Below are 21951 nucleotides of genomic sequence, written 5' to 3'. Positions count from 1 at the left end.
ATTAGTTGGTAGGTCATTCCTTTTGCATGGCATCGTCAAAAGCGATATCCGATGGATCAAAATCGCTGTAGCGGACAAACTCACACGACTCAGCAGCTCCGGCTTCCCGGTTCATCCCGCTGTCTTCCCACTCCACTGAAAGCGATCCGGTATATTGAATATCATTCAATGCACGCATAATATTTTCGAAATTAATATTGCCTCGTCCCATACTGCGGAAATTCCAGTATCGGCGATTATCACCAAAAGGAATATGTCCTCCAAAAACACCCACTGTCGTTGGAACATCACTCCAATACACATCTTTCATATGAACATGGAAAATACGGTCGGCAAACTCGTATATAAAGCGCACATAATCGACATGCTGATACCCCAAATGGCTCGGGTCGTAGTTGAAGCCAAAAGCCGGGTGGTTATCCAATGCTTTTAAAGCGCGCTTGGCCGATTCAATATCAAAAGCAATTTCGGTAGGATGAACTTCCAAGGCAAATTTTACACCCATCTTTTCGTATTCATCCAGAATGGGTTTCCATCGCCTGGCAAAATCTTCGTATCCTTTATCAATCGTTTCCTGCGATCCGGGTGGAAAAGCATACAACAGATGCCAAATGGAACTTCCGGTAAAACCAACTACAGTATCCAAACCTAGGCGTTTGGCAACTTTGCCCGTGTTAATCATTTCGGCTGCTGCCCGCTGACGAACACCCTCAGGGTCGCCGTCTCCCCAAATGTAATCCGGTAAAATGCTTTTATGGCGCTCATCAATCTGATCGCAAACACATTGGCCGACCAAATGATTCGAGATAGCGTACAAATTCAAATCATACTTTTTTAACAAGGCAATACGGTCATTGCAATACTTCTGATCGGCTTTATCAATTTCCATATGATCGCCCCAACAACAAAGTTCCAAACCATCGTATCCAAAGTCCTTTGCTTTTTGACACATGGTTTCAATTGTTAAATCGGCCCACTGTCCGGTGAATAATGTTACTGGTCTACCCATCGTTTATTAAGTTTTAAGTTTAGTTTGTAATTGGTTTATTCGTTAAATGGTTATTTACTGAGAAAAGCCAAGCTTACTGTGGTCGGACTTCCTTCTTCCCACATTTAGCTTTACTCCCCAAATTTCACCCATTTTACCCCATCGTTGTAGCCGGCTTTTACCATGGTATCGATAAACTGCATGCCGCGTATTCCATCTTCCACACCCGGGAAATCAAGCATTTCTGAAGTGGGTTGTTCCCCATTCATCTTTGCTTGAACGGTTAATGCAAAGTTCCGGTAAATATTGGCAAATGCTTCCAGGTAACCTTCGGGGTGTCCACCGGGCGTGCGTGTGTTGTGTTGCGCCCATTCACCCATCTGTCCGGTTCCAACGCGTACCATCTCAGTTGGACGATCAGCCCATTTCACCCACAAGGTATTGGGCTCATGCTGTTGCCACTCCAACCCGCCTTTTTCGCCATACACTCGTATTTTGACATTATTCTCTTCACCGGCCGCAATCTGAGAAGCCATCAGTACTCCACGTGCTCCATTATTAAAGCGCAATAGTGCAGCGCCGTCGTCATCCAGCAAACGTCCGGGAACAAACTTATTTAATTCGGCACAAATCTCGGTGGTTTTCAATCCCGAAATATATTCTGCCAATTGATGGGCATGTGTACCAATATCGCCTATGCAGCCTGCTTTCCCTGATCGCTTAGGATCGGTTCGCCACTCAGCTTGCTTGTTGTCATCCTCTTCCTTTGCTGAAAGCCATCCCTGTGGATATTCGACATAAATGCGGCGGATGTTCCCAAAGTCGCCCCGGGCAACGCGCATCTTAGCTTCCTTTACCGCAGGGTAACCAGAATAAGTATGGGTTAAAGCCAGCTCCAAACCGGTTTCCTGCTGTTTCTTTTTAAGTTGAAGTGCTTCATCCAACGACAAGGTAATTGGCTTATCCATCACCACATGAAAGCCATGTTCCATTGCCCGCATCGCCGGATCAAAATGTACGTGGTTCGGCGTCACGATAACCACAAGATCCATTCGCTCACCTTCCGGCAATTGAGCTTCTAACTCAAGCATTTGTTGGTAGGAAGAGTAGATTCGGTTTTCGGGTAAAAAATAAGACTTGCCGGAATTGAGGGAATTTTCAGGACTGCTACTAAAACATCCACAGACTAGTTCGATCTGGTTATCCATGATCGCGGCAATTCGGTGAATAGCTCCAATAAAGGCACCAGCTCCACCGCCAATCATGCCCATGCGAAGTTTCCTACTCATAGTATTTGGTTTATTGATTTAGTTGTAACTTCTCAAAGTTATAAAACTTAGTTTAAAGCGAAAGTATTTTTATTGGCGAAAAACAACGAAGGCAAACAGCAAGGCTAGTCGTCGGGGAAATTCATCTTACTGATCAATGCCTGTTCTTACTTTATTTGCTCCCTGGTGATAAAAACGATCTGTAATCTACCCCACTTAAACTTTTTCCATGTAATGCTTTCATTAAGAAAGCCTGTACAAATGAACAATACGAGCATATCAATTGTAATTTTGTCCGATTATAAAGTCTGAAAAATTTACGATGACAAAACGATTCCTGATTTCGCGGAAAAACCGCTTTTTTGTTGCACAAATAACTTTCCTTTTAGCCTTATTAACTTCGCTTTCGCCTTTTGCAACCGATACCTATATTCCTGCTTTGCCAACGATGGCTGAATTTTTTGGCCAACCTATTAATCTAGTTGAAATTTCGTTGACAATCTATTTTATCGGGGTGGCAGTTGGCCAGTTATTTGGTGGTCCGTTTTCAGATACATTTGGCAGAAAAAAGATCGCTCTGGTTGGCTTGCTCCTTTTTTCTGTATCAAGTCTGCTAGCCATATTTGTTACCGATGTGTATTCTTTATGGGTTCTTCGCTTTATCCAGGCTATTGGAGGTGGTGCTGCTTCTGTTGTAAATATGGCCTTTGTTCGCGATTGGTTTGAAGGAAAAGATATTGCACGAATATCGTCCTTAATAGGTATGATCATGATGATTGCACCACTTGTCGCACCTGTAATTGGAACATTTTTGCTAATTCACTTTAGTTGGCAGGCGATTTTCATTTTCATGTTTCTGATGTCGTTTGTCGCATTTATTCTGTTTATCTTCTTAATGCCTGAGTCAAGAGATAAAGAACTGATTACAAACCGAATTTCATTAAAAAAAATAAGAGTCTCTTACGGAACTGTTTTTAGCTCGCCAAAATCAGTAATGCTTGTTTTATGCAGCAGTTTTGCTGTTTCCGGTATGTTCACTTTTTTAACGGGAGCCTCCTTTCTATATATCGATTTTTTTAAAGTTAAGGTGAGCAATTTCCCCTTATTCTTTGGAGCTAATATTGTGCTAAATGTGGTTTTAACACTTCTGAATTACAGATTAGTAAAACATATTTCTCCGTCAAAGTTACTGCATGCTGGTTTAATCATGCAGCTTATTTCAGGAGTTGTTTTGTTCTTTGCTGTTCGCCAGAACGAGCCGAACTTATGGCTGGTCTTTGGTTGTATTGTCCTTTTCATTGGCAGCCTGGGACTTGTATTTGCAAACATAGTGGCTCTGATCCTGGAACAATTTCATGCCATATCCGGTTCAGCCAATGCGGTTATTGGGGTTGTTCGGTTTGCATTTAGCGGAGCAATCGGTTCCCTTTTGGCAATATTCCACACAGGAAATATTATTCCGCTCGGAACCATCATGTTTGCTTGTACCGCTTTAGCTTATTTGTTTTTTACAATTTCTAAAATGGTAAACGTTTAACCTAAATTCCATTAAACTTTACATCGAACTTAAAAATGAGTTCATCATTTCTTTAAGCTTGTTAAGGTCACGGACCTATTTGATATTTTCGGTTTCGCTTCTATCACAAATTGTTAAAGACTCGAAACATGACACTAAATTATTCGCACTACTTATTTAGCCAATTAACTTTCATTGGAGCTATTCATGTTTTTCAACAGAAAAATGTACTTTTGTGATTCACATTTTAAACCTGCAAAACAGGAGAATAAAAAATCTGCAAAATTAGACGACAACATGAAACGACTGAAAATTAAAGAAGTACTCGCCGGTGGACAAGTAGGCCAGCAAGTGTTAGTTAAAGGATGGGTTCGAACCAAGCGCGGGAGTAAAAATGTTAATTTCATTGCGCTGAATGATGGATCGACTATCAATAATTTGCAGATTGTTGCGGATGTTGAAAAGTTTGGTGAAGCATTACTTCGCGATATTAACACGAGCGCATCAATTGGAGTTAACGGCGAATTGGTTGAATCGCAGGGTAGCGGACAAGCTGTTGAGTTAGTCGCATCGGAAATTACGGTTTATGGAAAAGCTGATCCCGAAAAATACCCGATCCAACCGAAGAAACACAGCTTGGAATTTTTGCGCGAAAATGCGCACCTGCGTTTTCGTACGGCTACTTTTAGTGCGGTGTTCCGTATTCGTCATGCCATGGCTTTTGCCATCCACAAATATTTCAACGATAAAGGTTTCTATTATTTGCACACGCCAATCGTAACGGCTTCGGATGCTGAAGGCGCCGGACAAATGTTCCGCGTTTCAACGCTTCCACCGGTAAACCCACCAACGACTGAAGACGGCGAAATTGACTATACTCAAGATTTTTTTGGTCGTCCGACGAATTTGACAGTTTCTGGTCAGTTGGAAGGTGAATTAGGGGCGACTGCCTTGGGTGAAGTTTATACGTTTGGCCCAACATTTCGTGCTGAAAACTCAAACACAACCCGCCATTTGGCTGAGTTTTGGATGATTGAGCCCGAAATGGCATTTTATGAGCTGAAAGACAATATGGATTTGGCTGAGGAATTCCTGAAATACCTCATCAAATATGCATTGGACAATTGCATGGATGATCTTAAATTCCTGAGCAATCGTCTGCAGCAAGAAGAAAAAAATAAGCCACAGGATCAACGTTCGATGGAGCTAATTGAAAAACTTCAGTTTGTGTTGGAAAACGACTTTATTCGTTGTACATATACTGAAGCTATTGATATTCTGAGAAACTCAAAGCCCTTCAAAAAAGGAAAATTTCAGTTCCCCGTTGAATGGGGAATCGACCTGCAAAGTGAGCACGAACGTTATTTGGTTGAAAAGCATTTCAAAAAGCCGGTTATTCTGATTGATTATCCCAAAGACATTAAAGCCTTCTACATGAAGCAAAATGAAGATGGCAAAACAGTCGCTGCCATGGATGTTCTCTTCCCTCAAATTGGAGAAATCATTGGTGGATCGGAACGTGAATCTGATTACGATAAACTGGTAGCGCGAATGGAAGAAATGGATGTTCCTGCCGACGAAATGTGGTGGTACCTGGATACCCGGCGTTACGGAACGGTTCCTCACGCCGGATTTGGGTTAGGATTTGAACGTTTCATTTTATTTGCAACCGGCATGGGTAATATTCGCGATGTAATCGCATTTCCAAGAACGCCAAAGAATGCAGAGTTCTAAAAAAACATTAAAAACTAAAGAAATATAAAGAGGTTGACCGCAATAGTCAACCTCTTTTAGGTAACAAAGGTTATATTTGTTATAGAAATAAGAAGAAAACAATTATAATATGCCATCTCAGAAACTAAGTTTACAGCAAAAGCTACTGCAGAAACTTTCACCTCAACAAATTCAGGTGATCAAGCTTCTGGAGATACCTACGATGCAGCTGGAACAACGCATAAAGAAAGAGCTGGAAGAAAACCCGGTTCTTGAAATGCTTGACGATGAGCCAATTGATCAAAGTGAAGAGTCGGAAAGCAGCGATTCCGAAGGTGATGAATTTTCACTTGAGGATTACATTGAAGATGATGAAATTCCGACTTATAAACTAAACACCAGTAACTACTCGAAAGACGATAAACAACCCGATGTCCCTTTTAGCACAGGAACAAGCTTTTATGAATCACTTACTGAACAGCTCGGCCTTACCGACTTGGATGGCGAGCAAAAGAAGCTGGCAGAATACATTATCGGAAATATTGACGAAGATGGCTATTTGCGAAGAGATTTGATGTCGATCAGCGACGACCTGGCTTTCACGATGAATATGAACGTTGCAGAAGAAGATCTGGAAGAGATACTGGAAACGATTCAGGACTTTGATCCAGCCGGTGTTGGCGCGCGTTCGTTGCAAGAGTGCTTGTTGCTTCAAATTCAACGTAAAAAGGGGAATGAATCGACCTTGCTCGCCTCCCGGATATTGAAAGAAAATTTTGAAGAGTTTACCAAAAAACACTATGATAAAATCATTCATAAGTATGAAATTTCGGAGGACCAGCTAAAAGAAGCGTTGAATGAGATTCTGAAGCTTAATCCGAAACCCGGTGGCTCAATTAATAATCCGAACAACCAGTCGAACCAAGTCATTGTTCCCGACTTTATTCTCGATAATGTAGACGGAGAACTGATCCTGACATTGAATCAGCGCAATGTTCCTGATCTGAGAATGAACAACACTTACATGGACATGCTTCGAGGCTATACCGACAACAAAAAGAACGCCTCGAAGAACCAAAAAGATGCCGTTCAGTTCGTCAAGCAAAAGCTGGACTCGGCCAAATGGTTTATTGATGCTATCAAGCAGCGCCAGCAGACTTTGATTTTAACCATGTCGGAAATTATTGACTTCCAAAAAGAATACTTTAAAGAAGGGGAAGAGACCAAGCTTCGTCCGATGATTCTGAAAGATATTGCCGACCGAACAGGCCTGGATATCTCTACGATTTCCAGAGTTTCGAATAGCAAATACATTCAAACACACTTTGGCATTTATGCATTGAAATATTTCTTTTCAGAGGGTATGCAAAAAGATACCGGAGAAGAAGTTTCCACCCGGGAGATTAAAAACATTTTGGGAGAATGTATTTCGAAAGAAGACAAGCGAAAACCATTAACAGACGATCGGCTGGCTAAAATACTGAAAGAAAAATCGTATCCGATTGCACGGCGTACCGTTGCAAAATATCGTGAGCAACTGGGAATTCCGGTTGCGCGTCTAAGAAAGGAATTGTAGAAATTATAACGACTACACTATGAATGCAAAGCAAGCCATCGCCCAGTTCTTTTCCTTGGTTTTTCATCCATTGATAATTCCTACACTGGGCTTTCTATTACTCATGAATTCCGGTTTCTATTTTTCGATGATGAGCTTTGAGGGTAAAAAATTCCTGCTTATTATTATCTTTTTAAGCACTTTTCTACTTCCGGTATTAAGCTTAGGACTGCTATCATTTAACAAGCGATTTGATGCGACAATGAGCAAGAGTACCGATCGGGTTCTCCCGCTTTTTATGAGTGCTATTTATTACTATCTGGGCTATTACTATTTAGGGCGGCTGGATGTTTACCCAATCTATCGTGTCTTTTTGCTCGCCACAATCCTCATCATCATTATGCTGCTACTGATATCCATGAAATGGAAAATTAGCAATCACATGGCAGGTATCGGAGGGCTTATTGGGGCTGTAATTGCCTTATCATTTCGCATGGGAATCAATAGTTCTATGCTATTATGCGGCTTAATTATTTTGGCCGGAATACTTGGAACTGCCCGTTTAATCTTGAAAAAACACAGTCAGCTACAAATCTATGCCGGCTTTTTTCTCGGATTTATGGTGAACTATCTGATCATTATTTATCTATAATCATAATCCAGGCATCGTTAAAATCCTCTTCCTGACGAAGCACCATAAGGGCGTTTTGAGCTAAATCAAAATCATTAAAAGACTGAACAGCTAAACGGTAGTAACCATCTTCATTACGCATAATAACAGCCGATTTAAAACCTTGCTGCTGGTATTCTTTATTCCAACTTTCAGCAAATTCCTTTACGGTGTACGTGTCAACAACCAAAAAGTATTTGTCGTCCAGGTTGACCCCCATATCAATTTCTTCAACCGGAGGTGGTGGTGGCTCAGGAGCTTCAACAACTTGCACGGTATCCTGAGGATTAACTTCAACTTGCAAATCTTGCTTCTTTTCCTTGGTCTTGCATGCAACAACGATTACAAGCAATAATACGAACAGGTATTGTAGTTTCATATTCAACGAGCTTTTAAACAAAGTTACGGAAAGAAATAAAAAAATCCCTTATTTCTAAGGGATTCTGTTCATGCTATTCGACAAACTTATAGCCAATACCTTTCAATGTTTTTATATGATCGTTCCCGATTTTTTCTCTCAATTTTCGAATATGAACGTCAATTGTGCGGTCTCCCACGACAACATTTTCACCCCAAACCGAATAGTAGATTTCTTCGCGGGTAAACACTTTACCAGGTTTCGAAACCAGTAATGAAAGCAATTCAAATTCTTTTCGAGGAAGAATCATTTCCTGACCTCTGGTATTAATCAGGTAACGCTCTTTATCAATAACCAAATCACCAATCGTTATGGTGGTTGAATTTTCAACAACTTGATCAGGTGCAACCCCTCCAGTACGTTTCAAGAGTGCTTTAACACGGCTAACCAACACTTTTGGACGAATGGGCTTGGTAATATAATCGTCTGCTCCTGCCTCGAATCCTGCAATTTGCGAATAGTCTTCTCCACGTGCCGTTAAAAAGGCGATGACCACACTATTTAAGGACGGTATTTTACGAATTTCTTCGCAGGCTGCTATTCCATCCATTTCCGGCATCATCACATCCAGAATGATCAAATCCGGAGTTTTCTTCTCAGCCACTTTGATAGCTTCCAACCCATTTTGAGCCGTATAAACTTTGTAACCTTCTTTTTCAAGATTATAGCTAATAAATTCTAAAATATCGACTTCATCGTCGACCAGTAAAATTTTGTACTTCGTATCACTCATAATGGTAAAACTTATCTGCTGCTAAAAGTAGAATTAGAGCTTAGAAAATGTGTTAATAAACGATTAAAATCTCAAATCACAGGCAAATTACTACTTTCATTTGGCTTTTTCAAGCGTGAAAGTAAAAGTTGTTCCTTCGTCCACCGAAGACTTTACATTTATCGTTTGCTCGTGTGCCTCGATAATGTGCTTTACAATTGATAAACCAAGCCCGGTTCCTCCTTGTTCCCTGGAACGTGATTTATCAGCCCGGTAAAAACGCTCAAAAATACGGGGTAAATGTTTGCTATCTATTCCCAAACCATCATCGGCAACTTCCACCATCAGGTTTTCTTTCAAGTCGTAAAATGAAATATTAACGAATCCTTTTCTTTTACCGTATTTAATGCCATTTAAAACCAGATTAGTCATCACTTCCATAATCCGCTTTTTGTCGGCTAAAACATTTACCGGCTTTTCTGGCCGTTTAAAATTCAGTTGTATTTTTCGCTCAACAGCCATCATCTGCTCCAATTCAATCACATCATCCACCAGGCGAACCAAGTCAAAACTTTCCAGCTTAAGCTTCAGTTCTCCGGATTCCAGTTTTGTAATTGACTCTAAATCCTCGACAATGGAAATCATCCGATCAATACTTTTCTCCGTCCTCTTTAGGTAAAGCTTATTCACTTTCGGATCATCGATCCCTCCTTCGAGCAAAGTCAAAATATAACCTTGAATATTAAAAATAGGAGTTTTTAATTCGTGCGATACATTACCAACAAATTCTTTCCGGTACCTCTCCAGATCTTTCAAACGAGTAATTTCCTGAGTTTGATTTTTGGCCCATTCCTCCACCTCTTGTCGTGCTGTAGAAACCATGTCAACTTTATCTTCGCGTTTCTTGATTTTCTTCCCTGTTACCGGAATTTTGCGAATAATCTTATAAATTGGCTCAATTCTGTTATCAACGTACTTTCGCATAATAAAAAGAATCAGAGAATAAACGATCGCGAAGTAAAATATGATTAATACAAGATATAACCAGAGTGAAAAAGCTGTAAATGAGAACGCCACAACGAATACAATGGTTAACAATGTTAGTGCTTGTGCCAAATACAGCGCTAACTTTCTTGGAGAATAAGTCTTCATAAACCTTTTTGTTTGGCGGCTAATTTATAACAAAATTTTGCTTGTTTGCTCATTAATAGTAATTTGACCGTTCGTTAACATTAAATTAACACAAAAGGGGTGGTAGGTTAATTGATAGCACTATTTTTGCCACCGTCAATCTTATATCTAATATGATGGAACAATTCTACTTAATTCTTGTGATCGTGCTCTTTGCACTAGCAATTTCGGATTTGGTTGTTGGAGTCAGCAATGATGCTGTTAATTTCCTGAATTCAGCGATTGGATCAAAAGCCGCCCCCAAATGGATTATTTTTACTGTTGCCAGTCTTGGCGTACTTGTCGGATCTACGTTCTCCAGTGGTATGATGGAAGTTGCGAGGAAAGGAATTTTCCATCCCGACATGTTCTTCTTTGCGGAGATCATGGTTATTTTTATGGCGGTCATGATTACCGATGTGATCCTACTGGATTTATTTAACACCTTCGGCCTTCCAACATCGACCACCGTATCAATTGTTTTCGAACTTTTGGGTTCTGCTGTCGCGGTGTCTCTTGTAAAAATTAGTGGAGCCGGTCAGTCAATTAGCGAGTTACATAAATACATTAACTCGGAAAAGGCACTTGCTATTATTACTGGAATTTTACTCTCGGTATTTATCGCTTTTATAGTCGGTGCCATTGTCCAGTACATCGCCCGGGTCATCTTCAGTTTTAAACAAAACAAAACATTAAAATATTACGGCTCGGCATTTGGTGGACTTGCCATTGCTGCAATGACCTATTTCATGGTTATTAAGGGAGCCAAAGGAGCCGTTTTCATGTCGGCTGACACGGTAGATTTTCTAAAAACCAACATGGTTAGGATCCTACTTATTAGCTTTGTAGGCTGGACTATTGTTCTGCAATTACTTTACCTGATTTTCAAAATTGATATCCCTAAAGTTATTGTACTGGTTGGTACTTTCGGATTAGCCATGGCCTTTGCCGGAAACGATCTGGTGAACTTCATTGGAGTTCCATTGGCTGGATTCTCATCGTACAAAGCTTGGGTCGCTAATGGTGCACTTGCGCCAGACAGCTTTGAAATGGGAATGCTAACCGGGAAAGTTCCCACACCCACGTATATGCTACTTATTGCAGGTCTTATCATGATTATCACGCTGATTACATCTCGCAAAGCACGTTCGGTTGTAGCCACAACAGTTGACTTATCACGACAGACTGAAGGCGAAGAGCGGTTTGGTTCATCAGCTTTTTCAAGAGCCGCGGTAAGAACAACAATGACGATTAACAAAGGTATTCGAAAAGTTCTTCCAGCCTCTGTGATTAGAGGATTGGACAATCGCTTTGTCCCAAACACCGAGAACGAAAGCAATGCAATAAAAGAAAAGGATAAACCTGCTTTCGATAAAATCAGGGCATCGGTTAATCTGGTTGTTGCCAGTATCCTAATTTCGATTGGTACTTCACTGAAATTACCACTGTCAACGACCTATGTAACCTTTATGGTGGCTATGGGTACTTCATTAGCTGACAGGGCCTGGGATCGTGAGAGTGCTGTTTACCGGATTTCCGGAGTATTTACCGTCATTGGCGGTTGGTTTATGACAGCCTTAGTTGCCTTTAGTGTTGCCGGATTCATTGCCTGGATCATTTCAATCAGTGGAAACTTTATGATTTTCGTCTTTATTTTAGTGGCTATACTAATGGTTGGAAGAACCTACTTCTTTTTCAAGAAAAAAGCACAAGAAAAAGAAGAGGAAGAAGAGGAACTTGACGTTTCAGAAATGATTAAGGAGAAAACGAAAAAACAAGTCCTAAATACGGTTATTAATGCAAATCAGATTTTCTCTGTTTGTATCGATAGTTTTATAAAAGAAGACCGCGCGCACCTAAAAGAATCATTAGAACTAAATAAGAAGTTCCAGAAGAAAGTGAAAAAGGCGAAGGACAAAGTATTCCCAATGATTCAAACCTTACATCAAGAATCAATGGACAGCGGACATTGTTTTGTACAGATTGTCGACTACCAACGTGAAATTTCGCATTCCTTGAATTTCATGGTCGAACCACTTTTCAAACATCTGGATAACAATCACAAACCATTCATCGAAGTCCAATTGGAAGAATTAACCGAATTGATTGGTCTCGTTGATGAATTTTTCAACCTTGCCTTGCACATTGTTAAAGAAGATCAATACGAGAAGTTTGATGATATCTTGTCAATGAAAGAGTCGCTATCCGATAGGTTGACTCAGTTGGAGAAAAAGCAAATCAAGCGGATAAAAGCAAAAGACGTGAGCACACGTAACTCCCTGTTATTCTTCAATGTCATCAAAGAAACCAAAAACCTGGTGCTACACTCAGTTAACCTGATTAAGTCGCAACGTGATTTTGTAGATCTGAGCAATTAAAAACCACAAAATAGAATAAAATAAAACAGCCGGACACAAATTGATCCGGCTGTTTTGTTTTGTATTTTATTCTATTAATTCATTTAATCAGCAACCCAATTTTGATCCTTTATATTTGTACAATTATTGATCGAAATTGAATCCGATAATTCTCCGGTTACCGATAGCTGTATGGGTGCATAAGTAGTATTGAAATGAATGTTTTCAAACGATATGTTTCTGGCATCAACCAACTCAATGATGCTGTCGTTAGCTGTCAAATTCATATTTTTAAACGATGAGTTAACGATATCGTGAGCATAGAAGAAATTGGTACAATTTGCTTCTACATTTTCGATTTGCAAATTTTCGAGTGGTGACTCCGGAATACCATAAACTTTGACAAAATGAGTTGCTTTTTCGATCAGAATATCGCGTGCAAAAATAGTACTATATTTAGGGGTCAACTCGTTAATGTCAAGTGCTGGAAGCCTTCGGGCTAATTCGCCAACGTACAACTCTCCTCCAAGCATATCCCATTTAAAAGCGGTATGCTTCAAATTCATCCGAATTCGCTCGTAAATGAGGTTCTCGCCACCGCCGCCACGTGGTCGTCTGGTTTTAAAACGTATTCCAACTCCGGTATCCTGAAAAACACAATCGTGAACATACAAGTTCCGAATCATGCCAGCCGTTTCACTTCCGCAGGTAATCCCGCCGTGCCCCTCCTGTGCCAGGCAATACCGAACAACTATATTCTCCGTCGGTTTATTAATTCGAAGTCCATCATGACCGCGACCCGATTTCATGGTGAAACAGTCATCACCACAATTCAACGTACTGTATTCAATCAATACATTACTGCTCGATTCAATATCGATGCCGTCTCCCCTTTTTATTCCGACCGAGTTGACCTTCACACCGCGAATAATAACGTTGTTGCAATAAATAGGTACAATATTCCAGAAAGCCGTTTGATCGAGTGAAATACCTTCGATGTAGACCTTTTTACAATTGATGGGGGAAATAAACATGGGAGGAAAAATACTCCCTGACTCTTGTGTTCCATCATAAATACGCTGCTCAACAGCCAAGCCGGAAGCCACTACATTTTCAATTACATCAGACCGCTCGATACGCTCGCGAATATCGCCCTTTGAGGCCGACGGACCAACCAGCTGTCCTCTTCCGGTAATCGCAATGTTTTGCTGATTGTTCGCATAAATACAAGCTCCCAGCGACATGACTTCCACGCCTTCGATGCGGGTAAAAACGCCGGGTTGAAAATCTTTCACCCATGCACTGAACTTTAAGGTACAGCCCGCGGGAATATGCAGATTCACATTGCTTTTTAGCTCTATCCGCCCTGTTAACCACTCTCCCTCCGGAAGCATCAACATTCCACCTCCCTTTAAGCTGAGTTGATTAATGGCATCTTGAATGGTGCTAGTATTGATTTTATCGTCCGAAAGGTCAACACGAACAGTATCGTCAGGAAAAACAGGCTTTGTGAAATCAACCGTTTCGAAAGGCGCTTTAACCGGTGCAATTTCATCGGGCATATTAGCTTGGCCCACTTCTTCAACAGTAGGAATTTGGGCTAGTTGCCATATCTCCTTCTTTTCAGACGATTGACAAGCAGTCAGATATAAACTAATAATAGTTAAGACCAGATAGGTGTATGAGTACCTCATTTTTCCAATTTTAAAAGGTGAATTTTATAATAGTAGCGTAAGCAAAAGGTAAAAATACTCAACTGAAAACGTTTTCACAAGAACCGCCTTTTCACTCAAAAAGAATTAAAGCAGTTTCATTCTCGGGAAGTTATCCTTTAGTACTAAAATAGCGGCGAAACAAGACCTTTTTCAGGTCGCGGAAGATAATTTGATGGGCAATGACTTCTACTTGATTATAGCGAGGGAAATCGGCCTGTGTGCAGGCAATATCGCGGTCGGTAATGTCAACCTGGTACAAAATGGACAGCAACAAGTCCGATTTGTTGATCAATAAGGTATCGATCTGCTCAACCAATTGCTGGTGGAGTTCATGGTAAGCGTCATCAATACGACCCGAAAAATGGATTTCCACTCCAAACAGGCCAAAATCCTTCATAATCTGAGCAATGGTGTCCAGAATAATATCTTCCCGATTCAGGAAAATATCAACATTGGTATGGGTGATATTGGGTAAGTCCATTTGCTATCCGATTTGAAGGGGTGAAGATAGAGATATTTTAGTTGCTGCAACTATTGTGAAACACCACGCATCAATCATGCATTATATTATGTTTTTAAGCAGGTTTGGTTAATATGTTTAGCTAAAATAGTATTTTCGAACATAATTCCACCTCATTAAGAATGAACAATTATTTTAAACCATTAAAATACACAGCAGTTATCATTGCCGGCATGATCTTACCAATTTATATTTGTTTTTCATATTTCTTTGAAAAGAATTATTTTAGTTGGGCTTATTATTGTTTTGTTTCAATTTTTTTTGGCATAATTCTTCTTTTTAAAACAATTCCGGGCAAGATTAAAACTATCAATGTTAATTCAATAGACCTTCTATTGATCCTTTACTCTTCCTACATCATCATTTACTATTTCTTTGTTCCAAATTATGCCATCATATCTAAGCATCAGATTATTTTCTTCACCCTTCCTTTTTACTTTCTGTTTGGTTCAGGAAAGATGAGAAATTTTGACTTGTTAGCAAAAATAATTTCAATAGTCTGCTTATTCGAAATATTAATTGCACTGCTTCAGCTTCTTGGAATGATTAAAAATATCAACGATTATTTTCAGATTGCAGGAACTTTAGGTAATCCTAATGTATTTGCGGAACTACTGGCTCTGGGAGTTCCTATGTTGTTGTTTCTGTTTAAACATGAGTCAAAAAAATCTAATCAACTGCTGATTTTAACTGTTCTTTTACTGAGCATTTCCTTCATCTTCTTTGTTAAAGCACGAGGAGCAATTCTTGGTCTCCTGCTATTTTTCACAGTTATTTCTTTTCGTTTTTTGTCCCGAAAAAAGAGGATTATATCAATTCTAATATTTACGCTACTGACCTGTTTACTCTTTCTCATAAAGCATGATTCGATGACTGGTCGTCTACTGATTTGGAAAGTCTCATTAAACGCAATTACCACAAAGCCATTTTTAGGTTTTGGTATCAATTCATTTAGTCAAAATTATCTACGTTTCCAATCTGCTTTCCTAAACACGTCCACTAACGAACAATTCAAATGGATTGCGGGAGAACCCGAATGGGCATATAACGAACTAATTGAACATGCTTTTGAAGGTGGTATCCCATTGGCATTGTTATGGCTTGGACTTTTGACTGCTGCCTTTTGGCCGATCATAAGAAACTGGAGAAAAACCAATAATATTTCAGATATCCAATTGGCTCTGTTAGGGATCTTCGTCGTTTTTACTACTATTTCACTGGTTAATTTTACTTTCTCTGTATACCCAATTCTTCTCATATTCCTAATCGCATTAAGCTTCGTGTCACATGACTTAAAACCAGTCTGGATTATAAATAAGAAATACCTGTACCTGTTTTTAAGTATCTGGTTATTAGTGGCTACAATTCAATTCATTGGAATCTGTGATTATTTGCCAAACTCATTTAAGATCAGGAAAATCCAAAATACAAGAGTGATTGATAATGATTCCGATGATTATCTCAGGAAGCTCGCAGACCAATACCCCTTATATGGCAGACTTCAAATGTTATGTGGGGCAAAAGCTTATCAAAGAGGAGAACACACTGAAGCAATGAAATATCTTGACCGATCGATACAAACAACTCAGAAATCTCAAGCCAAATTACTCAAGGCAAAAATATTAATCGACATTCAACAATACAACAAAGCAGAGGTGCTTTGTAAAGAGGTCAGAAATCAGTTACCAAACCGGATTACGCCCTTGTATTTCCTTTTTCTGATTGCTAAAGCACAAGACGATATCACTTGTGCAATCGATTTAGCACATGACATTGAGCATTTTCAAGTGAAAATAAAAAATAGAAAAACCGAAAAAATAAAAACCGAAGCAAAAATATTTCTTTATGCAACTAAAAACGACAATAATTAATTATTCTCTTTTAGCAGTCTTATTTCTTTCCACGGCTTGCAGTAATGACGGTCATCCTAGTCCAAACGAAGTTCCCAAAGAGGTACAAAATGTTATTACCCAATCAAAAGATAATGGCAAAGAGCTAAAAAAGGCCATATTTTATTTTTTGGAAAAAGGAGATTCGTTACAGTTAAAAGCATTGTATTTTTTGATCGAAAATATGCCTTTGCACTATTCAGAAAACGTTGAATGGACAACATCAAATGGAGATGTATTTCCATTTAATGAACTTGACTACCCCGATTACGAGACCTCTATTAAAGAGTTCAAGGAACAGACAAGGGATTTCAGTGTAACTCCTGGAATCCAAAGATATTTTGACCAGGATACGATCACAGCCGATTTATTAATAGCCCACGTTGAATTTGCATTTAGCAACTGGCAAGAATCCTGGGCCAAACATTTTCCATTCAACTTTTTTTGTGAATACATATTGCCATACCGGGTGAATACGGAACCTATTCAGACCTGGGAGAATAGCTATCAAAAACGTTTTCTGGACATTGCAAAAAGGCAACACAGTGATGACCCATTAATTGTTGGGGCAGCCATTAACTCTGATCTCAAATTGTGGTTTACCAACTCATTTGCATTGAAAAACTCCAAAGATCCAGTTCCATTGTTGGGGCCTTTGCAATTGTTACACCGAAAAACAGGAGGATGCCCGGACATGGTTAATTTAGCTACTTACTCATTACGGAGCGTTGGCATTCCGGCAGCCGTGGATTTCACTCCATTTTGGGCGACTTCAACAGGATCACACTTTTGGAATTTTACATTCGACAGCCTAAGATATGGTTATAGCTTCATGGGAGCGGGTGAAAATTATTATGACCATTCTATTAACAAGGATATGGCAAAAGTTTACCGGATCATGTATAGCAAACAAAAAGACCATATTGCAGCAAGGGTACCTGCCGAAAAAATACATTCCGACCTGTTTCAAGTTCCAAACATAATGGACGTAACCAAATACTACATCAAAACGACCAACTTGTCTGTGAAGCTTGATTCAACGCTCAATCACGAAGTGATCTATTTATGTGTCTTTAATGGATTGCAATGGAGGCCGGTTGCAGCAGAGGTTGCAGACAATGGCGAGGTCCATTTCAATGACATTGGGCTCAACATCGTTTACCTTCCAATGGTTTATAATTATAGCAAGTTGACACCGGCCGGGCTTCCGGTTTTAGTGCGAGACAAAAGACCTCCGGAATTTATACAGTGCTCGGATAAAGACAAACGAAATGTTGTGATTAAAAATAAAGACCGCTATTTAATATTAAGAAATGGGAAAAGCTACACGCTGCGATATTGGGATGGTAAATGGGTCAAACATTCCACCCAAAAAGCCTCCTCTAAAAGTTTCATTGAATTCAAAAACGTCCCTGCAAACTCGCTGATGGTTCTGGTGCCGGAATACAGTCAGGGTAAAGAACGCATTTTTACACTAAACGATAAAGATGAACTAATGTATTGGTAACCATCTCATAAGCGAAATGAAAACGAAAACCACCTTGAATCAATTTGTTTCATTAAAGAAAATTATTCTTTATGAGCGCGAAGAATTAAAGATTGTTGACCAGAACTTGATCATCAGGGTTGAATCGAACCGTTGCTATTCTTTGATTTATTTTGTTGATGGGACATCCCACCTTGCATCGAAACCCTTAAAGGAAATTGAAGTTGATCTGGATAAAACCCTATTCCTTCGCATACACCGTTCCCACCTAATCAATATAGGTAGTGTATGCAGCATCCTTCGGGGAGGGAAAAGCCGGATTAAGCTAACAGACGGAACCATTCTTCCAATTACCAGTGAAAAATTGCACATTTTAATTGAAAGCATCAAGCGATTTGGAGATCGTTAGTTTTGCCTGATCACGCCTTTTTTTAAATCGCCCCGGAGACGAATTCATATCTTTGGGATATTCACATATACTATTCATAGATTATATAATATAAAATAATAGGGTGACATGTATTATTGAAATCGTTTAATCATAATTTCAATTTGTCATGAAAAAGATCACTGTATTCCTAACCCTGTTCATTTTTATCTTTCCATCCTGGGGACAATCTCCCACAGAAGCTATACTTACTTCAATTCAAAACAAAATCAGTTTAACTCAATCACAAAAAGAAAGCATTGAAAAGGCGTTATCCGAAAAAAAAGATTATTTTGATCTTGATGGGATAATCTCCCCTTTTCTTGAAGAAGCGCAACTTGAAGTGTTGTTTAAAAAACAGATAATATCCAAAGCCACAGCTTTAGCTCAGACCGAGATTAATTATTTGAACTTTTGTAAAGAGCCAACTACAGCACAACTCAATAAAATCAAATCAATCCTGGTTGAGAAATATGCAGACCAGCTTGTCTTGCTAAAAAAATACGGAGATACGCCCGAAGGATTGAGTAAATTAAACGAATCAGAGTACAGACATGACAAATTAAAAAGGAATTATCTTTTCATCAGCAACCTCAGGGATGCAAAATATAGTGAAATCTTCGCGTACCAGGACATGCTCCAGTTGTCAGAGAATCAAAAAAATGCTATTGCAGAAGCCTATAACAAACGAGTAGCTGAATTTTCTGAGATCAAAAAGAACGGGAAATATGATTCCAAGAACGACAAGCAAATAAACAAGAGATATAGCCAATCTCTTGAGAAAATACTGACCGCTGAGCAATACGATTTTTACCTTGGGCTACTATGTAAAGGGAAAGCACAATCCCGACTGGACCTGACAATGGCAGAGTTGCAAAAATACGACCTGGTAACTAATGAAAACCAGGAGAAAGCCAAAAATGCTGTTTACAACTATTACCTTGAAGTGGAGAAAACAAACAAGCGTTATGCCAATGATGATAAAACGCGAATCGACACAAAAGAACGGTTGGAAGCTAACCGCCCTAAAATACTGGTACAGCTAAAACATGCTAAAAAATTTAGCGAGCAGGGGAAAAAATACCAAGGCAACTTCCAGTGGTAAACTCAACCACAATCAACGATTTTAACCATAAAAGGAAATGACACATGAAACGGCTTAGTATATTCATACTGCTTATAATATGGGCACAATTATTATCTTATGTTTACGGGCAAAGCGCCAGCCCCGAATCCGAAAAACTCCTCAGAATGGGTCACCAGTTCCGGCTGGGAGGACAAGAAGCGCCCGATTACCAGAAAGCGTATAATTGTTTCCTGAAAGCTGCTACCCTGGGCAATCCCGATGGGTTTAACTGCATGGCCATCATGGAACAAAAAGGGATTGGACGGGAAAAGGACGAGTCAACAGCAGTTTCGCTTTTCAAGAAGGCTGCCTCCCTGGGATCAGGGAAAGCCATGTACAACCTCGGGCTAATCTATAAGTTTGGCTACGGTGTTGAGATAGACTATCAAACAGCTTATGAGTATTTTCAGCAATGCTCAGATGCTGGATATCCGGGAGGAATGTATGGTATTGGATATTTCCTGTTTAAAGGGCTTGGTGTAGATCAAAATTATGAAGAAGCCTTTAATTGTTTTTCTAAAGGCGCCAAACTTGGACGTTCTTCCTGTAAACACATGTTAGGCATAAGCTACCGTAATGGGTATGGGGTAGAAAAAAACCTTAAAAAAGCAAGGGAATGGCTGGAAGCGGCTGCACAGGATGGATACGATTTGGCACTCGATGAGTTATTGATCAGAGAGGAAGAAAACAACACAACTCCAACGCTAAAGTCAGCAAAGGTTGACGAAATCGTATTGGAAACGCCTAAAGTTTATAAAAAGATAAAAGGTGTTTCCAGTTCCATGAACCTTCAAGGTTCATGGGAAGGAAAATTAGCCACGTATGATTTTTCGGGGAAATACCTCATCAAGAAAAAGAAAGTCACCCTGGTGTTACAGCAAAATGGAAAAAATATCACCGGTTCCTGGCAACTGGGCGATTCATTGCAGCTTAACATACAAGGCTACCTGACTGATTCCCTCTTGTTCTTTACGAATGCTGATTTTGATGAACCCGACCGGTACCAGGTTTCGCTTGACTGGGCAATTGAAGGGGGCACTTTGGAAAGTTATACCGAAGGAAACAGACAAGTGTTGGCCGGGAATATTTACCTGTATTCGAGCTACATCAAGGAACCCGGAAGGCCAACCATATTATTGCTTTCCAAAGAGCTTGAACCGGTTAACCCAATTGACACGATCACAAATAAAGTGGAAGCTGAATATGACGAGGTAGCCTACAACGAACCTGATACAATCCCGAAAAGTAATTTTTCAAAGGTAGTTACAGAAGATCAATTGGTAGAAAAGCTGGTCTCAGGACTAAACCTAAAAGTCTATCCTAATCCATTTACCAACCAACTTAATGTCCAGGGATATCTGGATACGGAAGGGATTGTAAGCGTTGCGTTATATAATTTATCCGGCCATTTGGTTCAGAATTTATTCTCAGGACACAGAGCTGTTGGGCAATTTTCCAGGGAGTTTATTTTACAAATACCTCCCGGCAGTTATATTTTGTCGGTAAGGAGCCATAATCAGCAAAAAAGTATCATGGTTATAAAAAAATGAAGATGAATCTATTGCGCATATCCATGGCCCTTTTGTTGGTGTTCTTCTTTATTCAATGCAAAAACAATCAATCAAATTCATCGGCCAAAAGAGTTGCTTCAGAGAATGACTATATAGAGCAACTGCAACCAGAACCGGACAGCATCAAAAGGCTGGCGATAAAGTTAAAGAGCCAGATCAATAAAAATTACAGGGCAATCGATTTTAAAGATTCGTCAAACTGGGAGCTTATTTCAAATCTTTTCGCGAAAGAAATTCTGGAATCTTTCCAGGATGATAACAACAAAAGGCATCAGCTTATTGAATGCAAATTACTATTCCTAAAAGGAAGGAGTGCCATAGAGAATATGAAGCTTGAAAAGGAGCAGCACCTCGATATGATGCAACACAATTTTGACACGTATATGGCTAACCTGCAGGAAATACTGGGGAAAGAGAAATTTGAAAAATGGAAGAATGAAGATGATAAAAAATACAACTTATTTATAAAAACCTGCAATCAATGGAACGAATTAAAAAAACAATCTTACAACGAATAAGAAAGTTAAGTTTTCTTTTTATCGGGTACATTATTTTAACGATATTTGCTCCAAGATTTGGAGCAACTGCATTATACGGGCAATGGACTGATGAAGATGAGTTTGATGCGGGTTGTGTTTTTTGTGGTTGTAGTGGAATACCTTGTTGTTGTGATGGCGTACTTGTCACAGTATGTCCTGTTTGTGGTTATGAAAATTGTATATGCGATCTTTTAAATTATGATGACTACTGTCCTTATTGTGGATGTTCAGGTACTCCTTGCTGTTGTTTTGATCCAGATCCGATAGTTTGTGATTGCTGTGGAAGCGAAGCACATAGTCATTGCGATTTT

19 protein-coding genes are annotated in these 21951 nt (G+C 39.6%); 12 read left to right on the top strand and 7 right to left on the bottom strand.

Going from position 1 to position 21951, the window contains the following annotated elements; translation table 11 throughout:
- Nucleotides 1–13: 13 nt before the first annotated feature.
- Both ACTB00_RS09490 and ACTB00_RS09485 read right to left on the bottom strand, forming a co-directional pair.
- Nucleotides 14–1009 (bottom strand): sugar phosphate isomerase/epimerase family protein, encoded by a 996-nt coding sequence (locus ACTB00_RS09490; RefSeq protein WP_463299675.1) that lies wholly within the window; start codon nucleotides 1007–1009, stop codon nucleotides 14–16.
- Between the two features lie 110 nt (nucleotides 1010–1119).
- Nucleotides 1120–2277 carry a Gfo/Idh/MocA family protein gene (locus ACTB00_RS09485; RefSeq protein ID WP_463299674.1) on the bottom strand — a complete coding sequence of 386 codons (1158 nt, stop codon included), beginning with the start codon at nucleotides 2275–2277 and terminating at the stop codon, nucleotides 1120–1122.
- Between the two features lie 301 nt (nucleotides 2278–2578).
- Here ACTB00_RS09485 and ACTB00_RS09480 point away from each other — a divergent pair, with 301 nt between their 5' ends.
- The 4 genes from ACTB00_RS09480 to ACTB00_RS09465 all read left to right on the top strand — a co-directional run bounded on the left by ACTB00_RS09480 (nucleotide 2579) and on the right by ACTB00_RS09465 (nucleotide 7692).
- Nucleotides 2579–3793 carry a multidrug effflux MFS transporter gene (locus ACTB00_RS09480; RefSeq protein WP_463299673.1) on the top strand — a complete coding sequence of 405 codons (1215 nt, stop codon included), beginning with the start codon at nucleotides 2579–2581 and terminating at the stop codon, nucleotides 3791–3793.
- Between the two features lie 276 nt (nucleotides 3794–4069).
- Nucleotides 4070–5506 carry an asparagine--tRNA ligase gene (gene asnS / locus ACTB00_RS09475; RefSeq protein ID WP_463299672.1) on the top strand — a complete coding sequence of 479 codons (1437 nt, stop codon included), beginning with the start codon at nucleotides 4070–4072 and terminating at the stop codon, nucleotides 5504–5506.
- 109 nt (nucleotides 5507–5615) lie between these two features.
- Nucleotides 5616–7061 carry an RNA polymerase factor sigma-54 gene (gene rpoN / locus ACTB00_RS09470; protein WP_463299671.1) on the top strand — a complete coding sequence of 482 codons (1446 nt, stop codon included), beginning with the start codon at nucleotides 5616–5618 and terminating at the stop codon, nucleotides 7059–7061.
- A gap of 19 nt (nucleotides 7062–7080) precedes the next feature.
- The gene (locus ACTB00_RS09465; protein WP_463299670.1) at nucleotides 7081–7692 is read left to right on the top strand and encodes a PAP2 family protein; all 612 of its coding nucleotides are present in this window, start codon (nucleotides 7081–7083) and stop codon (nucleotides 7690–7692) included.
- On the opposite strand, the gene ACTB00_RS09460 is transcribed toward ACTB00_RS09465, so the two are convergent.
- The 3 genes from ACTB00_RS09460 to ACTB00_RS09450 form a co-directional block, all read right to left on the bottom strand.
- Nucleotides 7679–8089, bottom strand: coding sequence for an SPOR domain-containing protein (locus ACTB00_RS09460; RefSeq protein ID WP_463299669.1), 411 nt, complete (start codon nucleotides 8087–8089; stop codon nucleotides 7679–7681). The genes ACTB00_RS09465 and ACTB00_RS09460 overlap by 14 nt on opposite strands.
- Before the next feature lie 73 nt (nucleotides 8090–8162).
- The gene (locus ACTB00_RS09455) at nucleotides 8163–8861 is read right to left on the bottom strand and encodes a response regulator transcription factor (protein ID WP_159521173.1); all 699 of its coding nucleotides are present in this window, start codon (nucleotides 8859–8861) and stop codon (nucleotides 8163–8165) included.
- Between the two features lie 96 nt (nucleotides 8862–8957).
- Complete coding sequence (locus ACTB00_RS09450; RefSeq protein ID WP_463299668.1) at nucleotides 8958–9992, bottom strand: sensor histidine kinase; 1035 nt, start codon at nucleotides 9990–9992, stop codon at nucleotides 8958–8960.
- A 152-nt stretch (nucleotides 9993–10144) separates the two neighbouring features.
- Here ACTB00_RS09450 and ACTB00_RS09445 point away from each other — a divergent pair, with 152 nt between their 5' ends.
- A complete protein-coding gene (locus tag ACTB00_RS09445) occupies nucleotides 10145–12388 on the top strand; it encodes an anion permease (protein WP_463299667.1) in 2244 nt (747 codons plus the stop codon).
- 83 nt (nucleotides 12389–12471) lie between these two features.
- On the opposite strand, the gene ACTB00_RS09440 is transcribed toward ACTB00_RS09445, so the two are convergent.
- Nucleotides 12472–14061: a glycoside hydrolase family 28 protein gene (locus ACTB00_RS09440; protein ID WP_463299666.1), complete on the bottom strand. Its 1590-nt coding sequence runs from the start codon at nucleotides 14059–14061 to the stop codon at nucleotides 12472–12474.
- A 130-nt stretch (nucleotides 14062–14191) separates the two neighbouring features.
- Nucleotides 14192–14563 carry a hypothetical protein gene (locus tag ACTB00_RS09435; protein ID WP_463299665.1) on the bottom strand — a complete coding sequence of 124 codons (372 nt, stop codon included), beginning with the start codon at nucleotides 14561–14563 and terminating at the stop codon, nucleotides 14192–14194.
- Nucleotides 14564–14724: 161 nt separating this feature from the next.
- Here ACTB00_RS09435 and ACTB00_RS09430 point away from each other — a divergent pair, with 161 nt between their 5' ends.
- The 7 genes from ACTB00_RS09430 to ACTB00_RS09400 all read left to right on the top strand — a co-directional run.
- The gene (locus ACTB00_RS09430; protein ID WP_463299664.1) at nucleotides 14725–16473 is read left to right on the top strand and encodes an O-antigen ligase family protein; all 1749 of its coding nucleotides are present in this window, start codon (nucleotides 14725–14727) and stop codon (nucleotides 16471–16473) included.
- On the top strand, nucleotides 16448–17998 hold the full coding sequence (locus tag ACTB00_RS09425) for a transglutaminase domain-containing protein (RefSeq protein ID WP_463299663.1): 1551 nt from the start codon (nucleotides 16448–16450) through the stop codon (nucleotides 17996–17998). Before ACTB00_RS09430 ends, ACTB00_RS09425 begins: the two co-directional genes overlap by 26 nt.
- Nucleotides 17999–18014: 16 nt before the next feature.
- Nucleotides 18015–18386 carry a LytR/AlgR family response regulator transcription factor gene (locus tag ACTB00_RS09420; protein WP_463299662.1) on the top strand — a complete coding sequence of 124 codons (372 nt, stop codon included), beginning with the start codon at nucleotides 18015–18017 and terminating at the stop codon, nucleotides 18384–18386.
- 148 nt (nucleotides 18387–18534) lie between these two features.
- Entirely contained in the window at nucleotides 18535–19509 is a 975-nt protein-coding gene (locus ACTB00_RS09415) for a hypothetical protein (protein WP_463299661.1), read from the top strand.
- Between the two features lie 146 nt (nucleotides 19510–19655).
- Nucleotides 19656–21080 (top strand): T9SS type A sorting domain-containing protein, encoded by a 1425-nt coding sequence (locus ACTB00_RS09410; RefSeq protein WP_463299660.1) that lies wholly within the window; start codon nucleotides 19656–19658, stop codon nucleotides 21078–21080.
- A complete protein-coding gene (locus tag ACTB00_RS09405; protein WP_463299659.1) occupies nucleotides 21077–21619 on the top strand; it encodes a hypothetical protein in 543 nt (180 codons plus the stop codon). The genes ACTB00_RS09410 and ACTB00_RS09405 overlap by 4 nt, the downstream gene beginning before the upstream one ends.
- On the top strand, nucleotides 21583–21951 hold a 369-nt coding region (locus ACTB00_RS09400), incomplete at its 3' end, for a hypothetical protein (protein WP_463299658.1). The genes ACTB00_RS09405 and ACTB00_RS09400, both read left to right, overlap by 37 nt.

This window comes from Sunxiuqinia sp. (genome assembly GCF_055140945.1).
This window is presented reverse-complemented; position numbering and strand designations above follow the sequence as displayed.